This window comes from Novosphingobium sp. NBM11, from assembly GCF_015390225.1.
In the GTDB taxonomy this organism is placed as follows: Bacteria; Pseudomonadota; Alphaproteobacteria; order Sphingomonadales; family Sphingomonadaceae; genus Novosphingobium.
The window spans coordinates 797,556-822,376 of the sequence record NZ_VUOG01000003.1; the positions used below are offsets into that span (position 1 = coordinate 797,556).

General features: G+C 65.3%; 18 protein-coding genes and 1 pseudogene. 7 read left to right on the forward strand and 12 right to left on the reverse strand.

Annotated features, from left to right (window positions below):
- Positions 1–22: 22 nt before the first annotated feature.
- The 3 genes from F1640_RS23730 to F1640_RS23740 all read right to left on the reverse strand — a co-directional run bounded on the left by F1640_RS23730 (position 23) and on the right by F1640_RS23740 (position 5,489).
- Positions 23–1,543, reverse strand: a complete 1,521-nt coding sequence (locus F1640_RS23730) for a TonB-dependent receptor (protein WP_255530701.1) — start codon at positions 1,541–1,543, stop codon at positions 23–25.
- 254 nt (positions 1,544–1,797) lie between these two features.
- Positions 1,798–4,182: a TonB-dependent receptor gene (locus F1640_RS23735; RefSeq protein WP_255530702.1), complete on the reverse strand. Its 2,385-nt coding sequence runs from the start codon at positions 4,180–4,182 to the stop codon at positions 1,798–1,800.
- Between the two features lie 149 nt (positions 4,183–4,331).
- A complete protein-coding gene (locus F1640_RS23740) occupies positions 4,332–5,489 on the reverse strand; it encodes an MFS transporter (protein WP_124808591.1) in 1,158 nt (385 codons plus the stop codon).
- Positions 5,490–5,706: 217 nt separating this feature from the next.
- Between F1640_RS23740 and F1640_RS23745 the strand changes: the two genes are divergently transcribed.
- Both F1640_RS23745 and F1640_RS23750 read left to right on the forward strand, forming a co-directional pair.
- The gene (locus F1640_RS23745; protein ID WP_190287178.1) at positions 5,707–6,708 is read left to right on the forward strand and encodes an AraC family transcriptional regulator; all 1,002 of its coding nucleotides are present in this window, start codon (positions 5,707–5,709) and stop codon (positions 6,706–6,708) included.
- 9 nt (positions 6,709–6,717) lie between these two features.
- Entirely contained in the window at positions 6,718–7,557 is an 840-nt protein-coding gene (locus tag F1640_RS23750; RefSeq protein ID WP_194921969.1) for a type 1 glutamine amidotransferase, read from the forward strand.
- A gap of 200 nt (positions 7,558–7,757) precedes the next feature.
- Here F1640_RS23750 and F1640_RS23755 read toward each other — a convergent pair whose 3' ends face one another.
- A complete protein-coding gene (locus F1640_RS23755; protein ID WP_206694944.1) occupies positions 7,758–8,945 on the reverse strand; it encodes a citrate synthase family protein in 1,188 nt (395 codons plus the stop codon).
- Positions 8,946–8,995: 50 nt separating this feature from the next.
- On the opposite strand from F1640_RS23755, the pseudogene F1640_RS23760 reads away from it, so the two are divergent.
- Positions 8,996–10,076 (forward strand): annotated as a pseudogene (locus tag F1640_RS23760) (citrate synthase).
- A 61-nt stretch (positions 10,077–10,137) separates the two neighbouring features.
- Here the strand turns inward: F1640_RS23760 and F1640_RS23765 are convergent.
- The 5 genes from F1640_RS23765 to mdlC all read right to left on the reverse strand — a co-directional run bounded on the left by F1640_RS23765 (position 10,138) and on the right by mdlC (position 16,787).
- On the reverse strand, positions 10,138–11,694 hold the full coding sequence (locus F1640_RS23765; protein WP_124808594.1) for a DUF4139 domain-containing protein: 1,557 nt from the start codon (positions 11,692–11,694) through the stop codon (positions 10,138–10,140).
- A 5-nt stretch (positions 11,695–11,699) separates the two neighbouring features.
- Positions 11,700–13,184 (reverse strand): DUF4139 domain-containing protein, encoded by a 1,485-nt coding sequence (locus tag F1640_RS23770; protein WP_124808595.1) that lies wholly within the window; start codon positions 13,182–13,184, stop codon positions 11,700–11,702.
- A gap of 165 nt (positions 13,185–13,349) precedes the next feature.
- On the reverse strand, positions 13,350–13,844 hold the full coding sequence (locus F1640_RS23775; protein WP_223806524.1) for an aromatic-ring-hydroxylating dioxygenase subunit beta: 495 nt from the start codon (positions 13,842–13,844) through the stop codon (positions 13,350–13,352).
- The gene (locus tag F1640_RS23780; RefSeq protein ID WP_124808597.1) at positions 13,841–15,187 is read right to left on the reverse strand and encodes an SRPBCC family protein; all 1,347 of its coding nucleotides are present in this window, start codon (positions 15,185–15,187) and stop codon (positions 13,841–13,843) included. The genes F1640_RS23775 and F1640_RS23780 overlap by 4 nt, the downstream gene beginning before the upstream one ends.
- Positions 15,188–15,230: 43 nt before the next feature.
- Complete coding sequence (gene mdlC, locus F1640_RS23785) at positions 15,231–16,787, reverse strand: benzoylformate decarboxylase (RefSeq protein ID WP_124808598.1); 1,557 nt, start codon at positions 16,785–16,787, stop codon at positions 15,231–15,233.
- A gap of 92 nt (positions 16,788–16,879) precedes the next feature.
- Here mdlC and F1640_RS23790 point away from each other — a divergent pair, with 92 nt between their 5' ends.
- From F1640_RS23790 to F1640_RS23805, 4 genes are all read left to right on the forward strand, one after another.
- Positions 16,880–17,827, forward strand: coding sequence for a LysR family transcriptional regulator (locus F1640_RS23790; protein ID WP_190287179.1), 948 nt, complete (start codon positions 16,880–16,882; stop codon positions 17,825–17,827).
- A 55-nt stretch (positions 17,828–17,882) separates the two neighbouring features.
- Entirely contained in the window at positions 17,883–18,800 is a 918-nt protein-coding gene (locus F1640_RS23795; RefSeq protein WP_206694946.1) for a ketopantoate reductase family protein, read from the forward strand.
- Positions 18,801–18,926: 126 nt separating this feature from the next.
- A complete protein-coding gene (locus F1640_RS23800) occupies positions 18,927–20,315 on the forward strand; it encodes an MFS transporter (protein ID WP_194921971.1) in 1,389 nt (462 codons plus the stop codon).
- 407 nt (positions 20,316–20,722) lie between these two features.
- Entirely contained in the window at positions 20,723–21,436 is a 714-nt protein-coding gene (locus F1640_RS23805; protein WP_124808601.1) for an SDR family NAD(P)-dependent oxidoreductase, read from the forward strand.
- A 62-nt stretch (positions 21,437–21,498) separates the two neighbouring features.
- Here the strand turns inward: F1640_RS23805 and F1640_RS23810 are convergent, their stop codons facing one another.
- The 3 genes from F1640_RS23810 to F1640_RS23820 all read right to left on the reverse strand — a co-directional run bounded on the left by F1640_RS23810 (position 21,499) and on the right by F1640_RS23820 (position 24,736).
- The gene (locus F1640_RS23810) at positions 21,499–23,016 is read right to left on the reverse strand and encodes a cryptochrome/photolyase family protein (protein WP_124808602.1); all 1,518 of its coding nucleotides are present in this window, start codon (positions 23,014–23,016) and stop codon (positions 21,499–21,501) included.
- A 117-nt stretch (positions 23,017–23,133) separates the two neighbouring features.
- Positions 23,134–24,216 (reverse strand): DUF5694 domain-containing protein, encoded by a 1,083-nt coding sequence (locus F1640_RS23815; protein ID WP_124808603.1) that lies wholly within the window; start codon positions 24,214–24,216, stop codon positions 23,134–23,136.
- Complete coding sequence (locus tag F1640_RS23820) at positions 24,170–24,736, reverse strand: PilZ domain-containing protein (RefSeq protein ID WP_190287180.1); 567 nt, start codon at positions 24,734–24,736, stop codon at positions 24,170–24,172. The genes F1640_RS23815 and F1640_RS23820 overlap by 47 nt, the downstream gene beginning before the upstream one ends.
- Between the last annotated feature and the right edge of the window lie 85 nt (positions 24,737–24,821).

The window sequence follows — 24,821 nt, forward strand, 5'->3', positions numbered from 1 at the left end:
CCTGGATTGCACGGAATTTGAGTCAGACCCCCTTTTGCGTGCCGACGTCGGTGACCGACGGGCCGACCACCGGCCCTTGCGCGAAGGAGTTGATCGCGAACTTGGTTTCGCCATAGCGCAGGCCGACCGTCAGCGTCAGCCGGTCGACCGGCTTGTAATTGACCTGGCCATAGACCGCGTATTGCGTGTCCTTCGACGTGGTGGCCTGATCATAGATCAGCTTGCCGTTGACCAAGGGCGGGAGGATGCCGGCGAGGAACGGCGCGTACTGGTAGAAGAACGTGTCGTTGACCTGCTGGATAGAGGTCTGCTTGGCCTGCTGGTAGAACGTGCCGATGACCCACGAGATCTTCGAATCCTTGGCGGTCGATTGCAGGCGCAGTTCCCCGGTCCAGTTCTTCTGGGTGTTCACGAAGTCGCTGAATGCGGACTGGTTGGGGAAGATCGGCAGAGTGATGCCGGTGAACAGGCTCTGGTCGAAGGTGGTGTAGTCCGACACGAACGTCTGCTTGCGGTCGAAATAGGAACCGATCGCGATCAGGTCCGCGCCGCCCAGGTCATAGCGGATGTTGAGCGAGGGCAGCACGAAGCGGTCCTTGCTCCATTCGCGGACGCGGTTGCCGTTGAGCAGCTTGTTGTTCGCATAGTCGGAGAAGGGCACGCTCGGCTGGGTCTGGTCGGCCGCGATGTTGTCCCAGGATTCGCCGCTGTCGTTGGTGTTGAGCTTCTGGAACACGACCGAGGGCGTGATCGTCAGTTGCGGCGTGGGTGTCCATGCCAGCGCCACGCGGCCTACGTAGGATTCGTTCCAGTTGGCGTTCTTCTGGACGACGGACTTGTCCTCGAAGCGCACCCGGTCGATGTAGCCGCCATCGCGGCGGTAGTACCCGCTGGCGCGGATCGCCAGCTTGTCCTGCACGATCGGCGTGCCGAACGCCGCGCCGATTTCATAGCTGGGCGCGCCGCCTTCGGTGAAGGAGAGTTCCGAGCGGATACGGCCAGAGGTGGTGGTGGCGCTCGGCTGGGGCGAGATGAAGCGGATCGTGCCGCCTTCCGAACCCGCGCCGAACAGCGTGCCCTGCGGGCCGCGCAGCACTTCGATGCGTTCCAGATCGAAGATCACCGGATAGGCGTTGCCGCCGCTGTAGCCGAGCGCGCGGACCTGGATCGGCGTATCGTCGATGTAGACGCCGGTGGTCGCCGCGCCGACGGTGGAATTGATGCCGCGGATCGCGATGTTGGTGGTGGTGTTGGTGGCTTCGAACACCACACCCGGCGTCTGGCGGATCACGTCGCTGAAATCGCGCACGCCGCGCTTGTCGAGCGTTTCGGTCGAAAAGGCGCTGACGCTCAGCGGAACCTTGCTCAATGCTTCGGACTTGCGCGTGGCGGTGACGATGATTTCGCCGCTGGCGTCGTTCGTGCCTTCCGTGGCGGATTGCGGCGCTTCCTGCGCGAAGGCCGGCGCGGCGACGATCATCGCCCCCAGCATCGACGTACCGAGCAGGCCGAACCTGCGTCCCAATGTGCGGTGGACCCCCATGATGAACTCCCCTGTTCATGCCGCCGCTGAATCGTCGCGGCCGGCTTCTGTTCACGAAACGAAAGCTATGGCCCGTCCCGAAAATGCAATTGATCGAAGGCCGCAGTTGCAGCGCAGCATGATGCTTAGGATCAATTCCTTTTGCGCTGAGGGGTGAATGGCCAGAATTGCAAAGCGCCCGATAGTCCGGGGCGGCCGGCAGGGGGCAGCGCCGGACCGGAAAACCCGGCCCGGCGTCGCCCTCATGTCGGGTGTTACCAGCGCACCGTCACGCTCGCCCCATACGTGGCGGGCTTGGCATAGACCGACGTGGTGCCGAGAATGCCGAGGTTGAGCGTGTAGGCGCGGTAGGCCTTGTCGAACACGTTGCGCCCGAACACCTGGACCGACAGGCGGTCGTTGGCGGTGGTCCAGGTCAGCGACGCGTTCGAGACGTTGTAGGCCTTCTGCAGCGAGGAAGCGCCGTTGGTGACTTCCAGATACTGGTCATCGTACCACACGCCATCGAACTGCGCCGCCAGGTTGCCGCCGAAAGCGTCGATATTGTAGCGCAACAGGTAATTGATGCTGAACTTCGGCGCGTTGGGCAGCTTGGCGTCCGTGATCGCCTTCTGCGGATAGGTGCACAGGAAGGTGCCGTCACGCTGATTGGCGCAATACTGGGCATCGGGCGCGCCGGGGAAGAATTCGGGGCCGATCTGGCTGCCCGGCCCCAGGATCTGCTTGACCTTGGTGGTTTCCCACGTCGCGCCAAGGTTCACGTTGAGCCGCTTGACCGGCTGCCAGAACACTTCCAGCTCCGTGCCCGTGGCCCGCGCATCGCTGTTGCTCACCTGAGGCAGGCCGCCCAGTACCGAGAACGCCTGATAGTTGTCGTAGATATAGTGATAGGCCGTCAGGTTGGCGCGCAGCGTGCGATCGGCGTTGGACCACTTCACGCCGCCCTCGAACGAATTGAGCCGTTCGGGATCGTGGCGGAAGTTGGCGGGCGTCACGTCCGCGCTCAGCGTCCAGTTGCCGCCCTTGATGCCGCGGTTCCACGATACGAACAGCAGGGTATCGGGATTGGGCTTGTAGTTCAGGCCAACGCGGGCCGCCCAGTCGCCATACTTGATGCGGTTGATGCCGGGAACGACGGCCGCAAACGCTTCGTCCGTGGCGCGCACCACGGTCGGGAAGCCCGTGTCGATCAGGCGCGATGTATAGTCGATCGACTTGTTGTCCTTGGAATAGCGCACCCCGGCGATCACGGTCAGCTTGTCGGACAGATCGTATTCGCCCTGGCCGAACAACGACCAGTTCTTCGACCGCAGCTTATAGTCCTCGACCACGCGCGGATCGTTGGCCGCGCCGTTGATGGCGAAGGCGGCGCCCAGCACCGGCGCGCCGATGGTGGTGAGCGAGCCGGCGATCTTCATGTTGAGGTAATAGGCGCCCGCCTGCCAACGGAAGGGGCCGCTGTCGCCCGAAAGGCGCAATTCGTGGCTGAATTGCTTGTAACGCGCGGTGGTGAGGAACTGGATGACGGTGACGGGAAGGGCATCGCCATCCTCGGCATAGGACTTCTTGAGATCGGTGTAGTTGGTGATGGCGGTCAGTTCCACGCCGCCGAACTTCTTGACCAGCTTGCCCTGATAGATGTCGGTCCGGCGATCGAAGTTGCCGCGATCGTTGGAGAAGTTCTGGTAAGGGCTGGCCTTGGCGCCGGTGATGCCGTTGATGACGCCGCCGGTGCCGTCGCTGAGGCCGGCCGGATTGACGTGGCAATAGCCGTTGGCGAGCAGATCGCAGTTGTCGAAGACATAGCCGCCGGTGGCGACGTGGTTGTCCTCGCTGTGCTTAAACCACAGGTCCAGCTTGCCGTCGCTGCCGATGTCGGCCTGCACGGTGCCGCGCAAGGCCCAGGCGTTTTCGCCGCCCAGATCCTGCCCGTTGCCGTCGAAAGTGCCGGGCAGGGCGGCGGCGGACTTGATATAGCCATCCGCCTTGACCACGCGCCCGGCCACGCGGAAGCGCAGCCCCGGCGTGATCGATCCGCCGACCGCGCCTTCCAGCGCGCGCCGGTTGAAGCGTTCATAGCTGGCTTCGGCATAGCCATTGAAATCGGCCTGGCTGGCATCGTTGCTGATGTAGTGGACCAGGCCGCCGGTGGCGTTGCGGCCGAACAGGGTGCCTTGCGGGCCGCGCAGCACTTCCACGCGCTTGGTATCGAACAACTGGCCGGAAATGCCGTTGATCGAGCCCATGTAGGCATCGTCCATATACACCGCGACGGGCGCTTCGAGGTAATCGGTGAAGTTGTTCTGCGAAATGCCGCGCAGGTTGAAGATCGTAACGTTGGGTGACCACGCGTTCAACTGGAACGCCGGGATCTGCTGCGTGATCTGCGTGGTATCGGTGATGCCCAGCGCCTTGAGCTGGTCACCCGAATAGGCCGAGACCGAGATGCCGACTTTCTGCAGGTTCTCGCTGCGCTTGTTGGCGGTGACGACGATATCGCCGAAGCCCTGCTGCGGCGCTTCGGTCGCTTCCGCGGCCGGCTGCGTCTCGGCGAAGGCCGGTGTGGCGCTGATGACCGCGATGGCCGCCGCGATGGCCATCGGCGAAGCCTGGAACAGTCGATGATACGGCTGCGTCATTGCGTAGTCTCCCTGTGTCGCCCGGACCGTCGCCATGCGGCTGACGCGCCGGTGTCGATTGCAGGAGATACCGATGCGTCCCGTCACGCTTGGCAGATCGGGACATTTCCGTTTTGCAGATGCCGCCCGCGCCTTGCGTGCGGTATCGCTCAGCCCTGCGGCGCGAGCAGGCGGCGGTGCGCCTGCATCGGCAGAAGCAGCAGCGCGAAACTGGCAAGGAAGAAGAAGATGCAGGCCAGTTCGACCAGGGCATAGCTCGATCCGTTGGTCAGCAGCCCGGCCAGGAACGGCCCGGTGCCAAGGCCGAGCATCTGCATCGCCACGGCACGGCCGATCATGCGCCCGCGCGTGTCGAACTCGCCCACGGTGCCGAGGATGAACGGCAGGACGAAATTCCACAGCACGTTGAAGCCGCAGACGCTGATCGCGAACAGCACGATGCCGGGATGGGCCAGCAGCAGCCCGATGCACGCCCCGCCGCCGAGAATGCCGATCATGATCGCCCGGTCGCGCGCCAGTGCCCCGGCCAGAAACACCGAGGCGAGCGCCCCGCCGATCGCCAGCACCTGCGAGGCGAACAGCGCGTCGGCCACGGATTGTTCGCCAAGACCGGCCGCGATGCCGACGAGGAACAGCACGGCCCAGGCGATGCCCTGCGCGATGTTGTACGCGAGCACGCCCGCCAGCGCGACCGCAACCATGCCATGCGGCAGATCACGCGCGCCTTCAGGAATTTCGGCCCGCGCCTCGTGCGTGCGGGGCACGTTGCGCACGGTGGCTAGCCCGAGAACGAGAAGGGCGGCGAACAGCCAGAACAGGGCCGGCAGGCCGAACCGATCGAGAAACGCCGGCATCCGCCACACGCCGATCGCGCCGTAGGTCAGCAGCAGAGCCAGATACAAGGCGATGTTGCGGTCCACCTTGCGCGTCAGGCCGACGAAGGTGAAGCTCAGTGTGATGATCGCGCCGTGCCCCAGTCCGGCAATGAAGCGTGCAGTCCACAGCGTGCCGCCACCGGATGCCATGGCCGAAAGGCCGTTGCCCAGCGCCGCGACGAGCAGCGCCGCCGCCATGACTCGCCGCCAGTCGTACCGGTGCGAACCCAGCGCCATGGCGATCGAGGAGATGGCGACACCCAGCATCTCGATGCCGGCAAGGTTCAGCGCTTCCGGTTCGCCGACATGCAGGTGGGTGACGAAGCCTTGAACCAGCGCGGGCTGGACGATGAACGAAAGAACGCCCAGCGTGCCCAGCACGATTGCGCTGACAACGGCTGCCGGACTGTCGACGTCGTATTGCTGGGCCAATGCGAGTCCCTCCCCTTGAAGGTGCCAGTTCCTAGGACAGCGGCCGCAGGTTCACTTGGCAGGACTGGCCAAGTGGCATTCCCGATCAAAGCAAGCTCCGGATTTGATCGAAAGTATCAATCCAATGACTGTTTCGGATAATTTGGAATGGCGGGGCTGCGTTACGCTCCTGTCAAGATCGGGAATCGCATTCCGACTATCGTATAGGGGAGTAGCCATGAGCCAACCGGCAGTACAGGCCGAAGCGCTTTGCGGGTGGACCGACTCCATGCCCGCTTTCGGTATCGAACCCGACGAAGCCCTTGCCCGGGCAGGTCTCGACAACGGCGACGTTGCCACGTCGAATCGCATCTCGCTCAAGCGTTTCGCGCGCATGGCGGAATCCGTTGGCGAGCGGGCCAATCATCCGGCCGCGACATGGACGATCGGCCTCAACTACGATCTTGCGCAATTGGGGGAGATCGGCACCGCGATCACCTCGGCACAGACGCTCGGCGCGGCCCTGCGCCGCTTTGCCGATCATTTCGAACTGCTCCAGGATTCGACCACGCTGGACTTTCAGGTCAAGGACGGGACGGCAACGGTCAATTACCGCATCCTCGATCCCGACATCTGGCCGCGCCACCATGACGCCATGTTCAGCCTTGGCATCGTCGCCCGCATCGTGCGCATGGCCGTGCCCGACGCGATGGACGAAATCGAGCTGGGGTTCGAATGCGCGCGCCGCGATACCGGGCTTGCCATGCCGCTCAGCCGCCTGAGCTTTGGCGGCGAGGTCAATTCGCTGAGCCTGCCGGTTGCCATGCTCGATGCGGCGATGCCGCCATCGGACGCCAGGAGCAATCTCAAGGACCTGTCGACGCAGATCGCGCGCAAGCGCCGCGCCGAACCCGCGCGCGATCGCCTGGCCGCGATGATCTTCGCGCGCATGTCGCAGGGCGAGATCAACCAGGATGAACTCGCCAGCGAGATCGGCATGTCGAGCCGCACCATGCGGCGCCGGCTGGCCGAGGCCCAACTGACCTTCCAGCAACTGCTCGACGAATGCCGGATGCGTCAGGCGATGCTGGAATTCCGCACCCGTCCCGAATGCTCGATCGCGCAGGTCGCGCTGCGGCTGGGTTACGCCGAGCATTCCAATTTCACGCGCGCCTTCACCCGCTGGGTGGGCGTGCCGCCGCAGCGTTACCGCGCGGATACCTTGCCATCGCAACACTAGAGATACCCGATGACACGACTGCTTCTGATGGAAGGCAATACCGCCGACAAGCGCGCGCGCGCCGCCGAGCTGGGCGTGCGTTCGTCCAGCGAGATCTACGCGCTGGCGATTTTGGCGCATTTTCCCGATTTCGATCTGGACGTGGTCAACGCGGCCGATGCGGATTGGGCTATCCCCGGTGGCCGCTCGTTCGCCGATTACGACGGCTTCGACGTCACCGGTTCGTCGCTTCATGCCTATGACAAGGAATTCGCCGTCACCAACCAGATCGCCATTTTGCGCGATGCGGCCGAAGCGGGTCTGCCGGTGTTCGGAAGCTGCTGGGGCCTGCAGATCGCCGTCATGGCCGCCGGGGGGCAGGTCGAATACAACCCGCGCGGGCGCGAGGTCGGCTTCGCGCGCAAGATCGTGCGCACGGCGGCGGGTGCCGATCACCCGATGTTCGCGGGCAAGGGCGCGGTGTTCGATGCGCCCTGCATCCATTACGACGAAGTCACGCGCCTGCCGGACAACGCCACGCTGCTCGCGTCCAACGCGCACAGCGTGGTACAGGCAGCGGTCGTGCCGGTGGGGCGCAGCGAGGTCTGGGCGGTGCAGTACCACCCGGAATTCGACATTGCGCAGCTCGTCCAGCTCTACACGCTTTATGCCGACGACATGATCGCGCAGGGCTTCTTCTCTGATCGCGCCGCGCTCGATGCCTATGTCAAAGTGCTGACCGGCCTTGCCGCCGCGCCACAGGATGCCGGCCTCGCCTGGCAACTGGGGGTGGACGAGGACATCACCGACGATAGCCGCCGCCGTGCGGAAATCCTCAACTGGATCAAGGCCTTCGTTCCCGGCGTTTGAACTTCTGCAACGCTCACGGGTTTGCCTCGGCAAATACCTCGCAGATGAAACCGAGAAAGGCGCGGACATTGGGGCTGGCCCGCCGGCTTGCCCAGGATTTTCTTGGCGAGTTCGGTCTGCTGCGGCGTTTCGACACCGTTGGCCGGCGCGACCGGCGCGAAGCAGCACATGCCGCCGCCCCGCCAGCGCATCGCGGTGCTTCACGCCGTATCGGGCGCCACACCGACATATCTGGCTCGCGGCCGTATCAGCTTCCCGGCGCGGGATTGCTCCAGGGCGTGTGCGATCCAGCCGGTGCACCGGGCGGTCGCGAAAATCTGGAACGGTGCATCTTCGGGAAGATGGGCAAGCTCGGTGAGCGCGGTCAGGGCAAAATCGATGTTGGGGAGTTCGCCCGTGGCCTCCAGCACGGCCGCCGCGAGAGCGCGATGCTCTGGCAGCGGATCAAAGGCCGCCAGCAACGCTTTTGCGCGCGGGTCTCCATCAGGATAAAGGGGATGTCCAAAGCCGGGCAGTGCCGCGCCGGCAGCAAGACGTGCCGACACGGCTCCATACGGGTCAGCCTTGCCGGCTTCGGTCAGGAAACTGCGCACGCGCGTCGCGATCCCCCCATGGAGCGGGCCGGACAGGGCGGCAAGTCCGGCGAGCGCGCAGGCCGCCAGCGATGCTCCCGTGGAAGCCGTGACGCGCGCTGCAAAAGTTGAAGCATTCAACTCGTGGTCCGCCAGCAGGACCAAGGCCCGCCGGATAAGGTCCGTACCGACGTCGTCGCACCCCCACGCGCGGCCGAGCCGCTGATCCATCGGACCTTCGCCCGAGCCTCCGGCCACCGCATCCACGAGAAGGTCGAGCAGCGCTGCCGCTTCGAAGTATAGCGCCTCGGGCCTTCGTCCCCGCATGGCGGGGCTTGTCGCAGCGCGCCAGGCAAGGGCTTGAAACATCCGGTCATGCGCACGGCCCGGCGCGATCGTGTTGGTTTGTGTCGGGAACCGCTCATTGCCACAGTCCCACAACAGGCGCGCGACGCCTTCGAGGCTTGCGGTCTCGGCAAGCGACGCGGCGTTCCTGCCCCGGTACCAGAGCTTGCCGTCTGCAATCGTCGTGATCGCCGATGCCAGCACCGGCTCTCCCCAGGCGATGGCTTCTTCGGCCACGGCGGCTTGTCCCCGGCCACGGGCACGCCGCTTCTGCAACCGGTCGACGTCCGAGGCGCGATAGAGGCTGCGCCGCGGATCGTCCGCGTCCCGCCGCGCCTCGATCCGTCCGCGACTGACGTAGGCGTAAAGCGTCTGCGCCCGGAGGCCGAGCCGCGCCATCACTTCTTCTGCGGTCAACCAGCCAGCCATGCTTAAGCCAAGACATTGATTAAGTTGATCAAGATTGACCAAATCAACTTCCGCCGGAATCCTGTGCCCGTCAAGTCCAGGAGATGCAGAAGATGGCGGAAGGTTTGGAAGGCGTCGTGGCCGCGCGCACAGTTCTGTCCGATGTCGATGGTGTCGCTGGACGGCTGGTGATCCGCGGCTTCGAACTAGGCCAGCTGGCGGGGCGCACGCGTTTCGCGGAAGCGGCGCATCTGCTGCTCGACGGGTTCCTTGATGATTTGCCCGACTTGGACGGACTGGAAAGGATGTTGGGCGAGGCGCGGGTTGAAGCCTTCGCGCATGTTGTGGTGCCTCATTCCATGCCCCCTGGCCTGAACCCGGTCGAAACCGTCCGTGCCTTGCTGGCGCGGATACCCGAGGGCGATGATCTGCGGACCGCCCTACGGCTGCTGGCGGGAGTATCGGTGTTCACCGCCGCTGTCGCGCGCCGGCGCCAGCATCAGGATCTGGTGCCACCCGATCCGGCGGCGGACCACGCCGCCGACGTGCTGCGGATGGTGCGGGGAACCACGGCGACGCTGGAAGAAGCCGCGGCGCTCGACACCTATTTGGTCACCGTCTGCGATCACGGCCTCAACGCCTCCACCTTTGCCGCGCGCGTCACGGCCTCGACACTGGCCGGACTGACGTCGGCGGTGCTGACGGGGCTCAGCACCTTGAAAGGCCCCCTGCACGGCGGCGCACCCGGGCCGGTTATCGAAATGCTCGACGCGATCGGTGGAGCGTCCAACGCACGGCGCTGGATCGAGAGTGCCCTCGACCGGGGGGGACAGGCTGATGGGCTTTGGCCATCGCATCTACCGGGTGCGCGATCCAAGAGCGGACGCGCTCAAGCGCGCGCTGAAAGGGCTCTCTCCCGATGCGGGCCGGCTGGCATTGGCCGAGGCGGTGGAGCAGGCAGCCCTTCAGATCCTGCACGAGCGCAAGCCGGACCGATCGCTCCAAACAAACGTCGAGTTTTACACCGCGCTGTTGCTCGAAGCGCTGGGCTTCGACGCTAGCGAATTCACCTGCGTGTTCGCGATGGGCCGAACGCTGGGATGGCTCGCCCATGCGCGCGAACAGGTTGCCAATGGCAGGCTGATACGGCCCGCGTCCAACTACGTCGGGCCGGAACCAAGGATCGCCGCCTGAACGAAACGCGGGTTTTGCGAGGCGCCAATGCAGCTTTCAACGGCTGCAGCCAGGGCGATCACTAGCGATCTGCGGTTTCGTAGGCGGTATTCTGCTCGCTGTTTGGCGGTAGGGTGGTTTGCCAGATCATCTTGCCGGGCTTCCGGATCACGCGTCCCGCCGATGGCCGCGCAAGAATGCGTGGCGGGTTGCGGAAATCCAGCTCGAAGCGCACCGGGAACGGGTTGGCGTTGCGCATGACCAGATTGTAGCGCGTCCCCTTTTTCAGGCGCGTGTCCGTGGTCTCCACGGTCACGCCCGATGCTTCGCCGAGCACGAGTTCCACTTCTTCGTTGGTGGTCTTGTCGGCCAGCGTCGTCTGACCAATCAGTTGCCGGCCCCAGGGGCTGTCCTGATAGAGGATCACTTTCCCGGCCGGAAACGGCTCGCCCAGACCGTCCGCCTTGCGGTTGACGAAGCGGTACACCGTTTGCGGAAGCTCGGGATCATCGTCCGGCACGATCGAGCGGTAGATCAGATCGCCCTTGATTTCCGGCTTGTTCAGGAAAGCGACCTGCTTCTGCGATCGCGCGGCAACCGTGACGGGCAGCGGGACGCGATAAAGCTTGAGGTCACCGAGATTCTCGGCGACCGCCGTTACCGCGATCGGCACGTTCGCCAAGCGCTCCTGCCGGCGTTGCGCCGTCACTATTATATTATCTATATCATCGCCCAGCATTGCCATGGCCATTGGCGCCGGGGGAGCCATGACCACGGGCGACGGTACGGAGAGGTCGCTGGTGGTTCCAGCCGGCCAGCATTCAGACTGGCGGTCAAGGTTTCCAGCGTCCTCGCGGGCCTGCCGACCGGTATCATCACGGGTGTCCTGCGAGCGGTTGATCCTGCCGGCCACGGCCGACGCGTTCGCATCGACGAAGCTCGTTTCGTCCGCGCTTGCCATTGTCAGCCAGGCGAACAGGCCAAGGGATTTCCCGTCCGGCGCCAGGGTTCCGACATAGGTGGCGTCCCAGTCGAAGCCGGTGGCGATGTAGGCCAGCGTGATCGTTGCCTTGCCGCCCGGCTGCTCCTTCGTCGTCATCGTCAGGACGGGCTTGGCGGACAGCGCGGCGGGGGCATTCGGATAGATCAGGGTCTGGGCCAAGCCTGAGCAATAGACGGCCTCGGCGCCACGCGGCGTCTGGATCACCAGGCGATCGGCGCTTGAAAGGATGGTCGCCCGCTCCTCGGTTACCTTGCCAGTCGCGGGATCGGTGCGCCGCACCAGCACCTGCTGGCCGGTGAAAGCATCGACCAGCCCCTTCTGCGAAAGCAGCGCCGCGTCGCGGTTGCGCTCGCGCGGGTTGGTGCCAAACAGGATGGCCGACTGGGGGACGATCCCTCCGGCCACACCTTCGAAGCGCACGGTCGCCACACCGGGGGGCAGTTCCACCGTGCGGGTCTCGGCGATCAGCGCGAAGGCGCCGGGGGCATCCCGGTCGATCGCGTTGTCCCCGCGCTCAGGGTCGCGATAGATCGTCACGGCGACGGCGTCGGGCCTGGCGGAGATCACCACCGGAGGCGCTGCCTGGGCCTGTCCTGCCGCAACGGCCAGCAGGGCCGTGGTCAGAAGATGGCGCATCGCCCTTACCAGGGCGTCAGGAAGGTGACCGTCAGTTCGGTCTTGCCGTTGGCGGGCACGGGCACTTCCCATCGCCGCTGGTCGGCGTTGTCCTGAATACCGGGCAGGCTCTCTTCCGGGATGCGGATGTCGCGCCACCACCACCATTGCGCCAGTCCGTTCTGGATCACGTCCACGGTCACGGGCACCGGTCGGGCATTGGTGACGATGTAGCGCATCTGGGTGCGGAAGAAGGTTTTGGGGCGCTCTCCATAGACCATGTCGGCAGTTCCATCAGCGCGGACGATCCGCCAGCGGGCGAAGCTCTCCCATTCAGCCGTGGTAAGCGTGTCGCGCTTGACCAGCACGGGCTGTACTTTCACATCGAACGCATCGCCTGTGCGGAGTGCCAGCGACGATCCGCCCGGCGTGTGCGGGATCTGGCTTTCGCCGATGAACTGGGCCTGGCCCTTGCTGTCGCGCATATAGACGCGCACCGTTCCGGCTGGAAGAGCCGCGCCGATGCCGTTGGCCCTGGCGCTCGAGAACTTCAGGATCGACGCGGCGCTCTCGGCGTCCGATTGGCTGCCCAGCCACGAGTTCCGGTATTCGTAGCCCTTGCGCGCCGGAACGCCCGATGCATCGAGGAAGCTGACCTGCTTGGTCTGGGCGTTGGCGATCGTGGTGCGCCCCTCGATCGGATAGACGTGAAGATCGCCAAGTTGCGCGCCGCCGCTTTCCGTGCCTGACACGTTTCCGTTGGGACGCCGCTCGGGGAAGCGGGGCCTCTGCTGCACTGATCCGACATCGCCGGCGACCAGCAGGGTTCTGGCGTTGGCAAAGGTCGTGCCAGTGGCGTTGGTCAACGTGATCCAGCCCTGCACGTCGATCTTTCCGGCCGTCTCGTCGAACAGGGCGACGTAGTCGGATTTCCAGCCGATGCCCGGCGTAAGGTAACTCAGTGTCAGCGGGCGGGCGCCAGCGCGGGCGCTGTCGAGCGTGACGCTCAGGGTGGGGCGGGCGCGCAGGTTGGGCGGGATCGTATCGAAGATGACGCGCACCGGCAGGCCATCGTCACGCAGCACCTCGATGCGATCCGCGATCCGCAGCACCACCCCGCCATTGGCGGCGAGCACGGTGGCGCGCTCGCGCGTTTCCGCGCCCGTTGCGGGATTTGTGCGCAGCAGCGTTACCTGCTGGCCGACGGCCTTTTCCATCAGCGCCGATGGTGAAAGCAGGTCGAAGTCGAAGTTCTGCTCGACGATGCCGAAACCTTCGCCAGCCAGGGTCACCGTTTCGGGCCGGATCTGTGCGGAAACATCAGGAAATTCCTGGCGAGACCGCCCTGCAGGCAAGGTAACATTGCGAATATCCTGCACTAGCGCGAGGTCATTGTTGTAGATCGTGACCGAAACGTCGCCCTGTGCGCCGGCCTGCGAAGGATTTTCGGCCATGGCCACAGTCGACGATGCCAGAAGAAATATCGTCGTGAGGTTTCGCTGCAGTCTCATGGTCAATCTCTCCACCAACCCAGACCGTGATAACACGTTGGGGCCGGTAATCCAGTTGGATCGGGCGGGATTAACTTCTAGCCTGTCCTGCCACGCAAAGGTTGGCAAGCGGCAGATGCCTTCGGCAGCGCAGGTCCGGTATGAGTTTGGCCGGCATCGCCTCGATCAGATGCAGTAGAAGTCCAGCACGGTGGGGATGGTATCGTTGAGCAGCACGATCGTCTTGCCAGCGATCAGCCAGCGCTCGCCCTCGCGCCGCAACGCGTGCCGGTAGTGCCCGAAAAAGGTATGCGTCCGGCCTGATCGCTTGTCGAACAGATTGACCGCGAAATTCGCCGCGACTTGCGCGCTCGCTTCGTCGGCCCCCACCAGCCTGACGTTGGTTATCATGTGGACGGCTCGGATGCGCGGAGTGGAGGCCACCGATTGCCCGGAGCGCACCCGCCAGACGCGATCAGCCAGGTTGTTGCGCCCCTTGTAATAGATCAGCGAAAGCTCGGCCTCGGGATCGGTGGTCGTCTCGGTCTCGCTCTTCCATGCCGGCATCCAGAAGCAGGCATCTTCCGCATAGAGATCCAGCCAATCGTCCCAGCGGCTTTCATCGAGGCATTCCGCCTCGTGATAGAGAATGGCTTCGGCGTCTTTCAGCGACAGGGTCATTGTCCGATCACTCCCGCCATGCGGCGCGCCCATTCGCGATAGTAGCTCTGGAACAGCGTCTCGTCGCCAAGCTGCGCATCGGCCAGCACGCTGCGCGCCGGCTTCATGTCGATCAGGTCCGAGAAGGGGTTGCCCCCGGCCTTGCTGGCGGTGGTGCCCCGGGAATAGCCTTGCAGCCAGGGCTCGACGCGGCTGGCGAAGCCGCGCTGGCAGTTCTCGTAGCTTACGGTGTCGTCGGGCGTGGCCATGCCGCTGGGGTTGAAGAAATCCTCGTACTGGCGGATCCGCTGGCGCCGCGCCTGCGCGCTTTCGCCCTTGGGGGCGATGCACCATGTCCGCATTTCCGTGAGGTCGGGTGCCAGCGGGCGGATGACGCGCAACTGGCTCGATGCGTTTTCGGCGATCTGCAGGTTGGGGAAGATCGACAGGTTGCGCATGTTGAACATCCAGTCGCGCTTGGCGGCGCCGTGGCGTTCGGCCAGCGCTTCGGCCTGTTCGAACAGCGGCAGCGCCTCGGTTACGCCGAAAATGCCCCAGTTCAGCACGTGGCCGTGCGGGAAGCTGAAGCTGCCGCCAGCCACGCCCTGCGCGTCCTCGCGCCAGTAATCGCTGCTTTCCCACACCGATTTCACCGCGACGCCGGTGTTGGCGGTCTGCCGCTGTTCGAGGATGCGGATGTAGGAAGGGTGCGTCGAGGTGAAGTGATAGGCGTCGGAGCAGTTTTCGAGCTGCAGCTTCCAGTTGGCCTGGAACGTGAACGTGACGGCGCCCGGCACCAGTTCGAAGCCGTCCGGGCCCTGGTCGGCAACGAGGTCCAGCAGCTTCGCCGCTTCGCCCAGATGCGTTTCGAGCGGCGGTACGCCGGCATCGAGGCTGCCGAACAGGAAGCCGCGATATTCGCCGAACGCGGGCAGGGCGGGCAGGTCGTGGCTCTGCGCATCGAAGTTCTCGGCATAGCAGCCGGCGCGCTTCAGTTTCACGCTCTTGTTGCGGCCCGCGCTGTCGAAGGTCCAGCTATGATAGGGGCAGACGTGCAGGCGCGCATTGCCGGCCAGCGTCTGCGCCACGCGCGATCCGCGATGCGGGCAGGAATTGACGAAGGCCCCGAGCGCGCCGTTGCCATCGCGGCTGACCAGCACGGGCACGCGGCCGATATCGGTGGTGAAGAAGTCGTGCGGATCGCGCGCCTGATCGGCGATGCCGAGGAACACCCACCCGCTTTCGAAGATTCGCCGCATTTCCAGATCGAACACGCCGGGATCGTCGAAGATTGCCCGGCTGACGCGGAAGATGCCTTCGTCGGGGCGGTCGTCGATCAGGTCCGAAAGGCGTCCGGTGAACATTGTCCTTGTCCCGTTCATGGTGTCCCGCTCATGGCAGTTCCCGTCAATCGACCAGCACTTCGACCAGCGTTGGCCCTTGTGCCGCGAAGGAAGCGGCAAGCGCGCCGTCAAGCGCTTCTACCGTATCGATGCGCGTGGCCGAAACGCCCTGGCCCCGGGCGAGCGCGCAGAAATCGATATCGTCGAGCGCGGTCCCCAGCGTCTGCTGCAAGCCGAAGTGGCGGCCGAAGTTGATCAGCGCCTCGTAGCGCCGGTTGTTCACGATCACGAAGCTGATCGGCAGGCCCAGTTGCGCGGCCGACCACAGCCCTTGAATGGCATACATGCTCGATCCATCGCCCAGAATGGCGATGACCTTGGCATCGGGGCGACCCAGCGCGACGCCGATCGAGGCTGGCAGTCCGTGGCCAAGCCCTCCGCTGGCGCAGGTGAAGAAGCCGCCCGCATCCAGGATCGGGAGATGATCGTGCATGGCGCCACGGCTGGATGGCGCTTCCTCCACGATCACCGATCCGGCAGGCCGCAGGCGGGCGATCTGCTGGAGCAGGTAGGCATCGGTCAGGCCGGTGGCGGCGAGTGCCGGGGGAATCGTACGACCCGCCGGCCGCGCGCGAGCCACCGGCGGCGGCCCTTGCAGCAGGTGCGCCAGCGCGCTTCCGGCATCGGCGATCACGGCCGTGCCATCGGGCGCCCAGCTTGCCACCGCGATGGAATCGACGATGTGGTAGAGCTGCGCGCCATCGGGAAGGTGTGGGCCGAAGCCTTCGGTATGGTAAAGCGACAAGGGGCCGCCCACGACCAGGATCAGGTCGTGCCCGGAAAGGTCGCGGACGATCGCCTCGCGACCCGGGTTGAGGAAACCCGCGAACAGCGGGTGCCGCTCGGGAAAGACCTCGCGCGCGGCGAACGGCGCGGCCCAGACCTTTGCCGAATGGCGTTCCGCCAGCGCGATCGCTTCCTGCCATGCGCCGTCGCGCGCGATGCCGGCGCCCAGCACGAAGGCGGGGGCGCTGGCCTGCGCCAGCGCGCCCGCGATCTCGTCCAGCAGCTGCGGGTCGCCGGGATTGCGTGCAATCACGCGGCGCGGCGCGATGGGATCGCATGGCTGGTCCCAGTCGTCCACGGGCACCGAAACGAACGTCGGGCCGCAGGGCGGCTCCATCGCGACGTAATAGGCGCGCGCGATCGCGGCCGGCACGTCCTGCGCGCGCGCGGGCTCGATCGCCCACTTCACGTAAGGGCGCGGAAATTCGGTGGGGCGTTCGGCGAAGAGGAACGGTTCGAACGGCAGGATCGATCGCGCCTGCTGGCCCGCCGTCACGACCAGCGGGGTCTGGTTCTTGAACGCCGTGAACAGGTTGCCGAGCGAATGGCCGACGCCGGCGGCGGAGTGCAGGTTGATAAGCGCGGCATTGCCGGTCGCCTGGGCGAAGCCATCGGCCATCCCCATCACGATCGATTCCTGCAATCCCAGGATATAGCGGAAATCGTCCGGGAAATCCCGGAACATCGGCAGCTCGGTCGATCCCGGATTGCCGAACACCGTGGTCATGCCCAGCTTGCGCAGCAGCGAGAGCGTTGCATCGCGAACCGTGTGCATGATCGTGCTCCTCTCCATTCTCCGCCGGCCTTATCGGCCGTCGGGGCAATCGCCACCATTGCGGAATTGCGCAAAAGGCATAACAAATGTGCATGGCTTTTGATCAGCGAGAATTGCGGGCATTCCTGGCCGTGGTGGACCGGGGCAGCCTGGGGCGTGCGGCCGAAGCGGCGTTCATGACGCAGCCGGCGCTCAGCCGCCTGATCGGCGAGATGGAACGGCGCTTCGGCCAGCCGCTGTTCGATCGGCACAGCAAGGGGATGGCGCCCACGGCGGCCGGGGAAACGCTGATTCCCCATGCCCGCCTGCTGCTGTTCGAGATGGAACAGGCGACATCCGCGCTGGATGCCTTGCGCGGCCTGGGGCGCGGGCGCCTGCGCGTGGGCGCGGTGGCGGCGGTGGCACGGACGGTGTTGCCTGGCGCCGTCGCCGCCTTGCTGGACATGGCGCCGGGCCTGCACATCGACCTGCTGGATGCGCCCGAGGACCGCCTGGTCCAGGCGCTGGCCGGGCGCGAGATCGACGTGGTGATCGCCCCGGAACTGGCGCCGCATGCCGATATCTGGCCGATGGCGGAACTGGCCTATACCGATACCTATACCGCTTTCGCCGCCGCCCGGCACGCGCTGGCCGGGGCGAAGGAGGTGCCGCTCAATGCCGCGCTGGGCCAGCGCTGGGTCATGCCGGAGATCGGCAGCACGCCGCGCATGCTGTTCCACCGGCTCGTGACTGCGCAGGGAGAAGCCCTGCCCGACGTGGCGCTCGAAACCGCCTCGATCGGCACGATGCTGGCGACCGTTGCGGCCAGTACCTTGCTCGGCTGGCTGCCCATGCCGCTGCTCCGTGCGGAAATGGAGCGCGGCACCGTGGTGCCGATCCCGGTGAAGGCGCTGGAAATCGAGCGGCGCTTCTATGTCTACACGCGCCGCCGGGGCAGCCTGATCGCCGCCGCGCGCCGCCTGTTCGAACTTCTGCCGCTGGCGCAAGCCGCAGCAAAGGGGCAGGCGACGCGGCTTGCTAGAACGGCGCCCACTGGTTAGCTGGCCGCGATTGCCGCGGCCTGACCACGGGTGCGCGGGCCAAGGATGCGGGAGAATGCGGATGCGCGAAGTGGTGATCGTTGGTGCCGGCGCGATGGGCTGCCTGTTCGCGGCGAAGCTGGCGGAATCGGGTGTTTCCGTCACGCTGGTGGACGTGGATCGGGCACGGCTGGAAGCGCTGGCCCGCGATGGCATCACGCTGGCCGACGACGATGGCGAGCGGCGAATCCCGATCGCGGCAAAGCTGGCCTCGGACGTGGCCGGGCCGGTCGATCTGGTGCTGTTGTTCACCAAGTCCATGCACAGCCGTTCCGCGATCGCATCGGTGGCGCATCTCGTGCAGGCATCCGCCTTCGCGCTCACGCTGCAGAACGGCATCGGCAATGCCGAGGCGATCGCCGGGGTCTTTCCGGCGGGGCAGGTATTGCTGGGCGTGACCGACATGCCGGCCGATCTGGAAGGGCCTGCCCGGGTATCTTCGCACGGCCATGGCACCGTCCGGCTGGGCAGCTACCGGCCGCAGGGCGATGATGGCGCGCAGGCGGCCGTCGCCCTGCTGCGGGGGGCCGGCATCGATGCCCATCACGATGCGGCGATCGAAGGCGGGGTCTGGGAAAAGGTCGCCTTCAACGCCGCGCTCAATTCGATCGCGACCGTCACCGGGCTGACCGTGGGCGGCATGGATACCCCGGCCGGGCGCCGGGTGGCTTTCGCCATCGCGCGCGAAGTGGCGGCGACCGCCACGGCAAAGGGCCTGTCGATCGATATCGCGCGGATCGAGGCGAAGATCGATTTCGCCCTGACGCATCATCGCCAGCACAAGGCGTCGATGCTGCAGGATCGACTCGCCGGCCGCCGCACCGAGATCGAGGCGATCAACGGTGCCGTTGCGCGCGAAGCGGAACGTCTGGGGGTGGAGGTGCCCGTCACTGCCACGTTGGCGGATCTGGTGAGGCTGAACGAGCCGGTCTGACTTTTTTGCAAATCGTATTGATAAATCACCAACCATCCGCCACACACGGGGGCACAAACGGCGTGCCGGCAGACGGTACGGGTGCGGAACAAGCGAAAGCGGTAAAGCGCCGCCCGGAGGAGAGCAATGCGGACAGGTGATGACGAACGGATGTTGTCGACGGGCTATCGTCGCACTTTCATCACCATGAGCTTCCTGGTCGCGACGTTCAATTTCGCCGATCGGTCGGTGTTTGCCGTCACCGCGCAGCAGATCAAGGTCGATCTGCAATTGACCGATTTCCAGCTCGGCATTCTTCAGGGGCTGGCGTTCGCGCTGCTTTACGCGGTGTTGGGCGTGCCGATCGGCCGGCTGGCCGAACGCATGTCGCGCGTGCGGATCATCACCGCCGCGATCCTGTTCTGGTCGACCATGACGATGGCCTGTTCGGCCGTGGGCAATTTCGCGCAGATGATGCTGTGCCGTGTGGGCGTGGGCATGGGCGAGGCCGGATCGCAACCGGCCACGTCATCGCTGGTGGGCGACCTTTTCCCACGCGAACGCCGGGCTTCGGTGATGGGCCTGATCCTCCTGGGATCGCCGATCGGCAGCTTTATCGGCGCCTCGGTCGGCGGTGCCGTGACGGGCCTTTGGGGATGGCGCGCGGCCTTCATCGTGATGGGACTGCCGGGCGTGGTGATCGGCCTGCTGTTCATCCTGCTGGTGCGCGAACCGCGCCGGGGGCTGGCGGACAACATGCCGCCGGTGAAGACGCCGGCGCCTGATTTCCGGGCGTTCCTGACAGTGGTTGCCAGCAAGCCAGCCCTGATGTTCGTCATCGCGGGCGGGGCGCTCGCCGGCTTCGGCATGAGTTCGATCTCGCAATTCCTCGCCGTCTATCTCAGCCGTGTCTACGACCTGCCGGCGCGGTCTGCGGGCGCGCTCTATGGCAAGATCTCGGCGCTGGCACTGGGCAGCGGCCTGCTTATCGGCTCGTTCGGCACCGATTGGCTCGCACGGCGGGGCGATGGGCGCTGGCCGGCGTGGGGCGCTGCGATCGGCCTGTTCATTGCGCCGTTCTCCTACTGGATCGCGTTCAGCGCGGCATCGCCCGCGCTGGGCACCGTGTTGCTGGTGATTTCCGGCTGCTTCCTGCTGCTGTACTACGGCCCCACCATCGGTATGATCCAGAATCTGCTGGAACCGCGCATGCGGGCGACCGGGGCGGCCGTGTTCGGCATGTTCTACACGCTGGTCGGCTATGGCGGCGGACCGACCTTCGTCGGCTGGATGAGCGATCGCTTCGCCTCCTCCGCTTTCCAGGGTGGGGATTATCTGACGCAGTGCCGCGCGCTGAAAGCCGGCGCGCAGGCGGTAGGCGCCCTCCAGCACACCTGCGCGGCGGCGGCGGCAACGGGCGTGCGGTCGGCGCTGATGTCGGCGGTGTGTGTGTTCTTCATCGCCGGGGCGATGTTCCTGCTGGCCGCGCGCACGCTGCGCCGCGATTACTTCGTAGCGGAAGAGGCGGCGGCATGAGCGCGCAAGGCGCTGCGGCCGTGGCCGATGCGCGCAGCCGCAACGCTTCGCCGGCCTCGCGCCCCATTACGCGGATGACGTGATCTTCCAGCGCGGGCCGCGCGCGGATCGTGGAAGAGGTGCGCACGCGCCTTTGCGCGGGAAGACAGGCCCGCTTTGCACTGTCGTGCATATTGCCCGTCTCAGGCGCTCTCGTGTCTATGGCAGGGGCCAATCAGACGAATGATTTGGGCCACCACGACGTGGACGATTGACATGGTGCTTGTTGGAAAGGTGAACCCTGTGCGCAATCAGCCTGCGAACAAGGCCACTGCGGCCATGGCCAGCATGGTCTGGCGTGGCCAACGCGATCGCAACCGCGCGGTCCTGTGGGTGCGGGAGCGGCCTATTCTGGAAGGCATCGCGCGATGACCTGCGCGGTTGTGTTCGGCGCCGGTGGCGGGGTCGGCGGCGCTCTGGCGGATCGTTTGGGCGCTTGCGGCCGCTACGCACATATTCATGCGGGATCGCGCCGCCCCCTGCCGCCTCGACCGCAACAGGTCTCTTTCCTTTATGACCTGACCGATGAAAGCAGCATCATCAATGCCTGCTCGATCCTGGAGACACCGCCCGATCTGGTGCTGGTAGCAAGCGGTCTGCTTCACGACCAATCCGGAGCGGTCATGCCTGAAAAGACGCTGCGGGCGCTACAACCCGAAGCCATGGCGCGGATGTTCGCGGTCAACACGATCGGTCCGGCGCTGATCGCCAAACACTTGTTGCCCAGGCTGCCCAAGGACCGGCGCGCGGTTTTTGGAGTTCTTTCCGCGCGCGTGGGTTCGATTGGCGACAACCGGCTGGGGGGATGGCATGGCTATCGCGCCAGCAAAGCCGCGCTCAACATGCTGATTGCCAATTTCGCCATCGAGATGCGGCGCACCCATCCCCTGGCGGTCATCGTCGCGTTGCATCCCGGCACCGTGGCCACCGGCCTTTCCCGACCGTTTCAGTCCGGTGTAGCGGCGGGCAAGCTGTTTTCGCCGGAAATATCCGCCGTGCATCTGCTTGACGTGATCGACCGCCTCACGCCTGAGGACAGCGGCGGCTTTTTTGCCTGGGACGGCACACGCATACCATGGTGAGCGCGCGAGTACGGCTGATCGGCCAGCGTGTGTGCCCCCTTAAATGGCGAGGCAAGGAAGGTCTATGGAGCGGGCGCAAGCGCGGGGCTGGCCAGAAAGGCATCTGCCTGAGCTAGCAATTCGCGCCGATGATCGGGCGGGAATTTGTCCCATACGCGCACCATCTGCGCCATGCGGCCGTTGCCGCGTAACCTGGCGGCATGGGTGGCGATGAAGCGCCAATACAGGAAGTTGAACGGGCACGCCTGCGGCCCCACCCGTGCCTTGACGTTGTAGGCGCAGGCGCCGCAATAGTCGCTCATCCGCTGAATGTAGGCACCGCTCGCGGCATAGGGTTTGCTGGCCAGCAAACCGCCGTCGGCAAACTGGCTCATGCCGATGGTATTGGGTAGCTCGACCCATTCGAACGCATCAGCATAAACCGCCAGATACCATTCGTGCAACGCGTGGGGATCGACGCCGGCGAGCAAGGCAAACGTGCCTGTCACCATCAGCCGCTGAATGTGGTGGGCATAGGCCTCCTCGCGGGTCTGGGTGATGCAGGCGCGCAGGCAGGCCATGGCTGTTTCGCCGCTCCAGTAGAACCGTGGCAACCGGCGCCGCGCATCCAGCGCGTTGACTCTCGCGTAATCGGGGCCTTGCCACCAGTAAATGCCCCGCACGAATTCACGCCAACCGATGATCTGCCGGATGAAACCTTCCGCGCTGTTCAGCGGCACGCGGCCAGCGCGCCATTCTTCCTCGACCGCCCGGCACATTTCCAGCGGATCGAGCAACCCCAGATTGAGGTAGATCGAGACCACGGCGTGGCACAAAAATCGGTGCCCGCTCAGCATGGCGTCCTGATACCGACCAAAATCGCGCAAGCCATGGCGCAGGAAATGGTCAAAGGCGGCCTTGGCATCGGATCGGGTCGTGGCGAACCAGAATGGCTCGAGATCGCCGAAGTGATCGGAGAAGCGCTGTGCTACCAGCTCCAGTACCTCCCGCGTGATCGCATCGGGATCAAAGCGCGCGGGCTGGGGCAGACCCAATGCCCCCGGCGGTGGAGACCGGTTGTCATGATCGAAATTCCACTGCCCCCCGGCGGGCTGCTCGCCGTCCATCAACAGGCCCGTCTTGCGCCGCATCAGGCGATAGAAATGTTCCATGCGCAGGCTCTTGCGCGCCTCGGCCCAGCGGACGAAGCCGTGGCGGTCGGCCAGAAAGCGCGTATCGGGCAACAGTTCGGCCCAGGCGCTCATCTCTTCCATCAACCGCCATTCGCCGGGCTCGGTCGCAAGGATGCCGCTGGCACCATGCCGTGCCATGGCCCGATGCGCTTCGCCGCGCAGGCTGCCTGTGTTTTCCGGATCGTCGAGCCGGACGTAGTCCACCTTCCAGCCAAGGGTGCGAAGCTCCGCGGCGAAATGGCGCATCGCCGACAGGACCAGAGCAATCTTCTTCTTGTGGTGTCGAACATAGGTCGTTTCCGCCGCCACTTCGGCCATCAGCACGACGTCGCTCGCCGGATCGGCCGCGCGCAAGGACGAAAGCGAGGGCGTCAACTGATCGCCCAGAACGAGGATAAGCCGTGTCATGGCAAGCTGTTATCCGCGCAGGGACGCGCTGCAATCCTGCCTCTTGGGGCAGAGGCGCGATGCCGTGCCCTTTAGCGGATAGGAACTCAGTCCTGCCCGGCGAGAGGGCCGCTGCCGCTAACGCGGCTTGTCCGCAAGAACCTCGTCGGTACTGACCAGGCGGATTTCGCTCAGGACCCCGAGATAGCGTTCGTAATAGGGCTTGTGCGATGAGCCGACGATGGCCAGTACCCGCGTCCCGGGCGTTGGTCCCATGGCCTCGCGCATGTTCGCAACCATGCGCAGGTTGCGCGTTTCCCAATAGGCCAGATAGCGCCGGCCATAGCGCTGTTCGGAGGGATCGGCGGCCGTGGCGGCAAAATCGGACGCCACGGCGTACCGGGTTGCAGCGAGGCTGCTCTCGTCGCGATAGACCGAGAGCACCGCTCCGTTCTTGAGTCGTGCCGGAACCTGTTCGAGCAGCGGTCTGCGTTCGTGCGACCAGCGGTTGTCCCACAGCCGCTGGATCGTCGCCTCCATCTCCGCGTTGCTGGGGCCGGAGGCGCGATCGCCGGTGTGATCGTCCACTGGCCACACGCGTTCCAGCCCAAGACGCGCGGCCACCACGGCCGCCACTTCGCGATTTTCATTCGGCCGCTTGCCGATCGCGGCTATCGTTCCCAACAAGGCGTCGGTCAGGCCGTCCGCCGCGACGCGCTCCGGTTCGGCCAGACGCAACCACTGCACCCTGGCCGAAGCCGGATCCCCGGCCGCGAGAAACAGCACGGCCAGCCGGCGCCGTTCGGCTGCGGGGCGGTCGGCCCGGTCGGTTGCCAGCAGCCGCGCAATTTCTGCCTCGGCGCCGGCCTGATCGAGGTGCAGCGCGGCCCGCGCCGCGCTGGCGTCGGGGCAATAATCCTCCGCAACGCCCGGGTAAAAGGCGGCGAACGCTCGCAGATAGTCGCACTGCGCACCGCCTACTGCCTCGATCATGATCATGCGGGGGCGCCAGGCCTGCAGACGGGCTAGAAGCGGCTCGAACTGAGCGCGATCAAAATCGGGCGGAAGCATGCTGAGGTGGGGAGTGCCCAGCACCAGGACTTCGGTCTTTGGCTCGCGCAGGGCGGAGTCCGCCAGCCAGACCGCCCGAGCCACCGGCGTGGGCGGGTTGACCTCACGGGCCGGAGCGGTTGGCCCGGCCAGCGCTGCTGCCGCAGCCAACAGAAATCCAGAAAGCGCCATGATTTGCACCCCGTTGCCAAGTAGGGCGACTGTCTGCGGCCTTCGCTTCGAACGCAAGCAATGAGCGGCGCAATTGGCCCACTTCAGACGTTCCCTGATTATCTCGCAACCGCTTTATGGGCATTGATTGACCATCTCGCGGCGGCGTTTCCCAAATGAGAGATCGCCCCAGGAGCGCGGGGCTGTTGACAGGGCGCAGTAATCGGACACCGCACCGGTGCCGATCATACCACACGACAAGCCCGGTGAGACTGCACTCATCCGACAAGTCGATCTGGATGGCGTCGCCGGGACTCAACTTCATCGAGGTCGTGATCAACAGACCTTCATTGGAGATGTTCTGAATGCGCGCCACACCTTGATCGTCGCGCGCCGAGACCCGCGCGACCCGAAAGACGGTGCGGAAGCGGGGCGATCGACGACGTTTGCGGGGCGCCGGCGGCGCTTCGTCCGATACAGTGGTTTCTTCGAGATGGACTAGCTGATTTGAGCCGATCATGTTCATCCTCCTGCGACGAGGACGGCAGACACAAAGTCGCGCATGTAGCTGACAAATCTACGGCGGTGGCGGGTGATATTTCAGC

Excerpts from the sequence above, each read along its gene's own strand:
- F1640_RS23730 (WP_255530701.1), bottom strand. The coding sequence starts at position 1,543 with ATGGGGGTCCACCGCACATTGGGACGCAGGTTCGGCCTGCTCGGTACG.
- F1640_RS23735 (WP_255530702.1), bottom strand. The coding sequence starts at position 4,182 with ATGACGCAGCCGTATCATCGACTGTTCCAGGCTTCGCCGATGGCCATC.
- F1640_RS23745 (WP_190287178.1), top strand. The coding sequence starts at position 5,707 with ATGAGCCAACCGGCAGTACAGGCCGAAGCGCTTTGCGGGTGGACCGAC.
- F1640_RS23750 (WP_194921969.1), top strand. The coding sequence starts at position 6,718 with ATGACACGACTGCTTCTGATGGAAGGCAATACCGCCGACAAGCGCGCG.
- F1640_RS23765 (WP_124808594.1), bottom strand. The coding sequence starts at position 11,694 with ATGCGCCATCTTCTGACCACGGCCCTGCTGGCCGTTGCGGCAGGACAG.
- F1640_RS23770 (WP_124808595.1), bottom strand. The coding sequence starts at position 13,184 with ATGAGACTGCAGCGAAACCTCACGACGATATTTCTTCTGGCATCGTCG.
- F1640_RS23775 (WP_223806524.1), bottom strand. The coding sequence starts at position 13,844 with ATGACCCTGTCGCTGAAAGACGCCGAAGCCATTCTCTATCACGAGGCG.
- F1640_RS23780 (WP_124808597.1), bottom strand. The coding sequence starts at position 15,187 with ATGTTCACCGGACGCCTTTCGGACCTGATCGACGACCGCCCCGACGAA.
- mdlC (WP_124808598.1), bottom strand. The coding sequence starts at position 16,787 with ATGCACACGGTTCGCGATGCAACGCTCTCGCTGCTGCGCAAGCTGGGC.
- F1640_RS23790 (WP_190287179.1), top strand. The coding sequence starts at position 16,880 with ATGGCTTTTGATCAGCGAGAATTGCGGGCATTCCTGGCCGTGGTGGAC.
- F1640_RS23795 (WP_206694946.1), top strand. The coding sequence starts at position 17,883 with ATGCGGATGCGCGAAGTGGTGATCGTTGGTGCCGGCGCGATGGGCTGC.
- F1640_RS23800 (WP_194921971.1), top strand. The coding sequence starts at position 18,927 with ATGCGGACAGGTGATGACGAACGGATGTTGTCGACGGGCTATCGTCGC.
- F1640_RS23805 (WP_124808601.1), top strand. The coding sequence starts at position 20,723 with ATGACCTGCGCGGTTGTGTTCGGCGCCGGTGGCGGGGTCGGCGGCGCT.
- F1640_RS23810 (WP_124808602.1), bottom strand. The coding sequence starts at position 23,016 with ATGACACGGCTTATCCTCGTTCTGGGCGATCAGTTGACGCCCTCGCTT.
- F1640_RS23820 (WP_190287180.1), bottom strand. The coding sequence starts at position 24,736 with ATGATCGGCTCAAATCAGCTAGTCCATCTCGAAGAAACCACTGTATCG.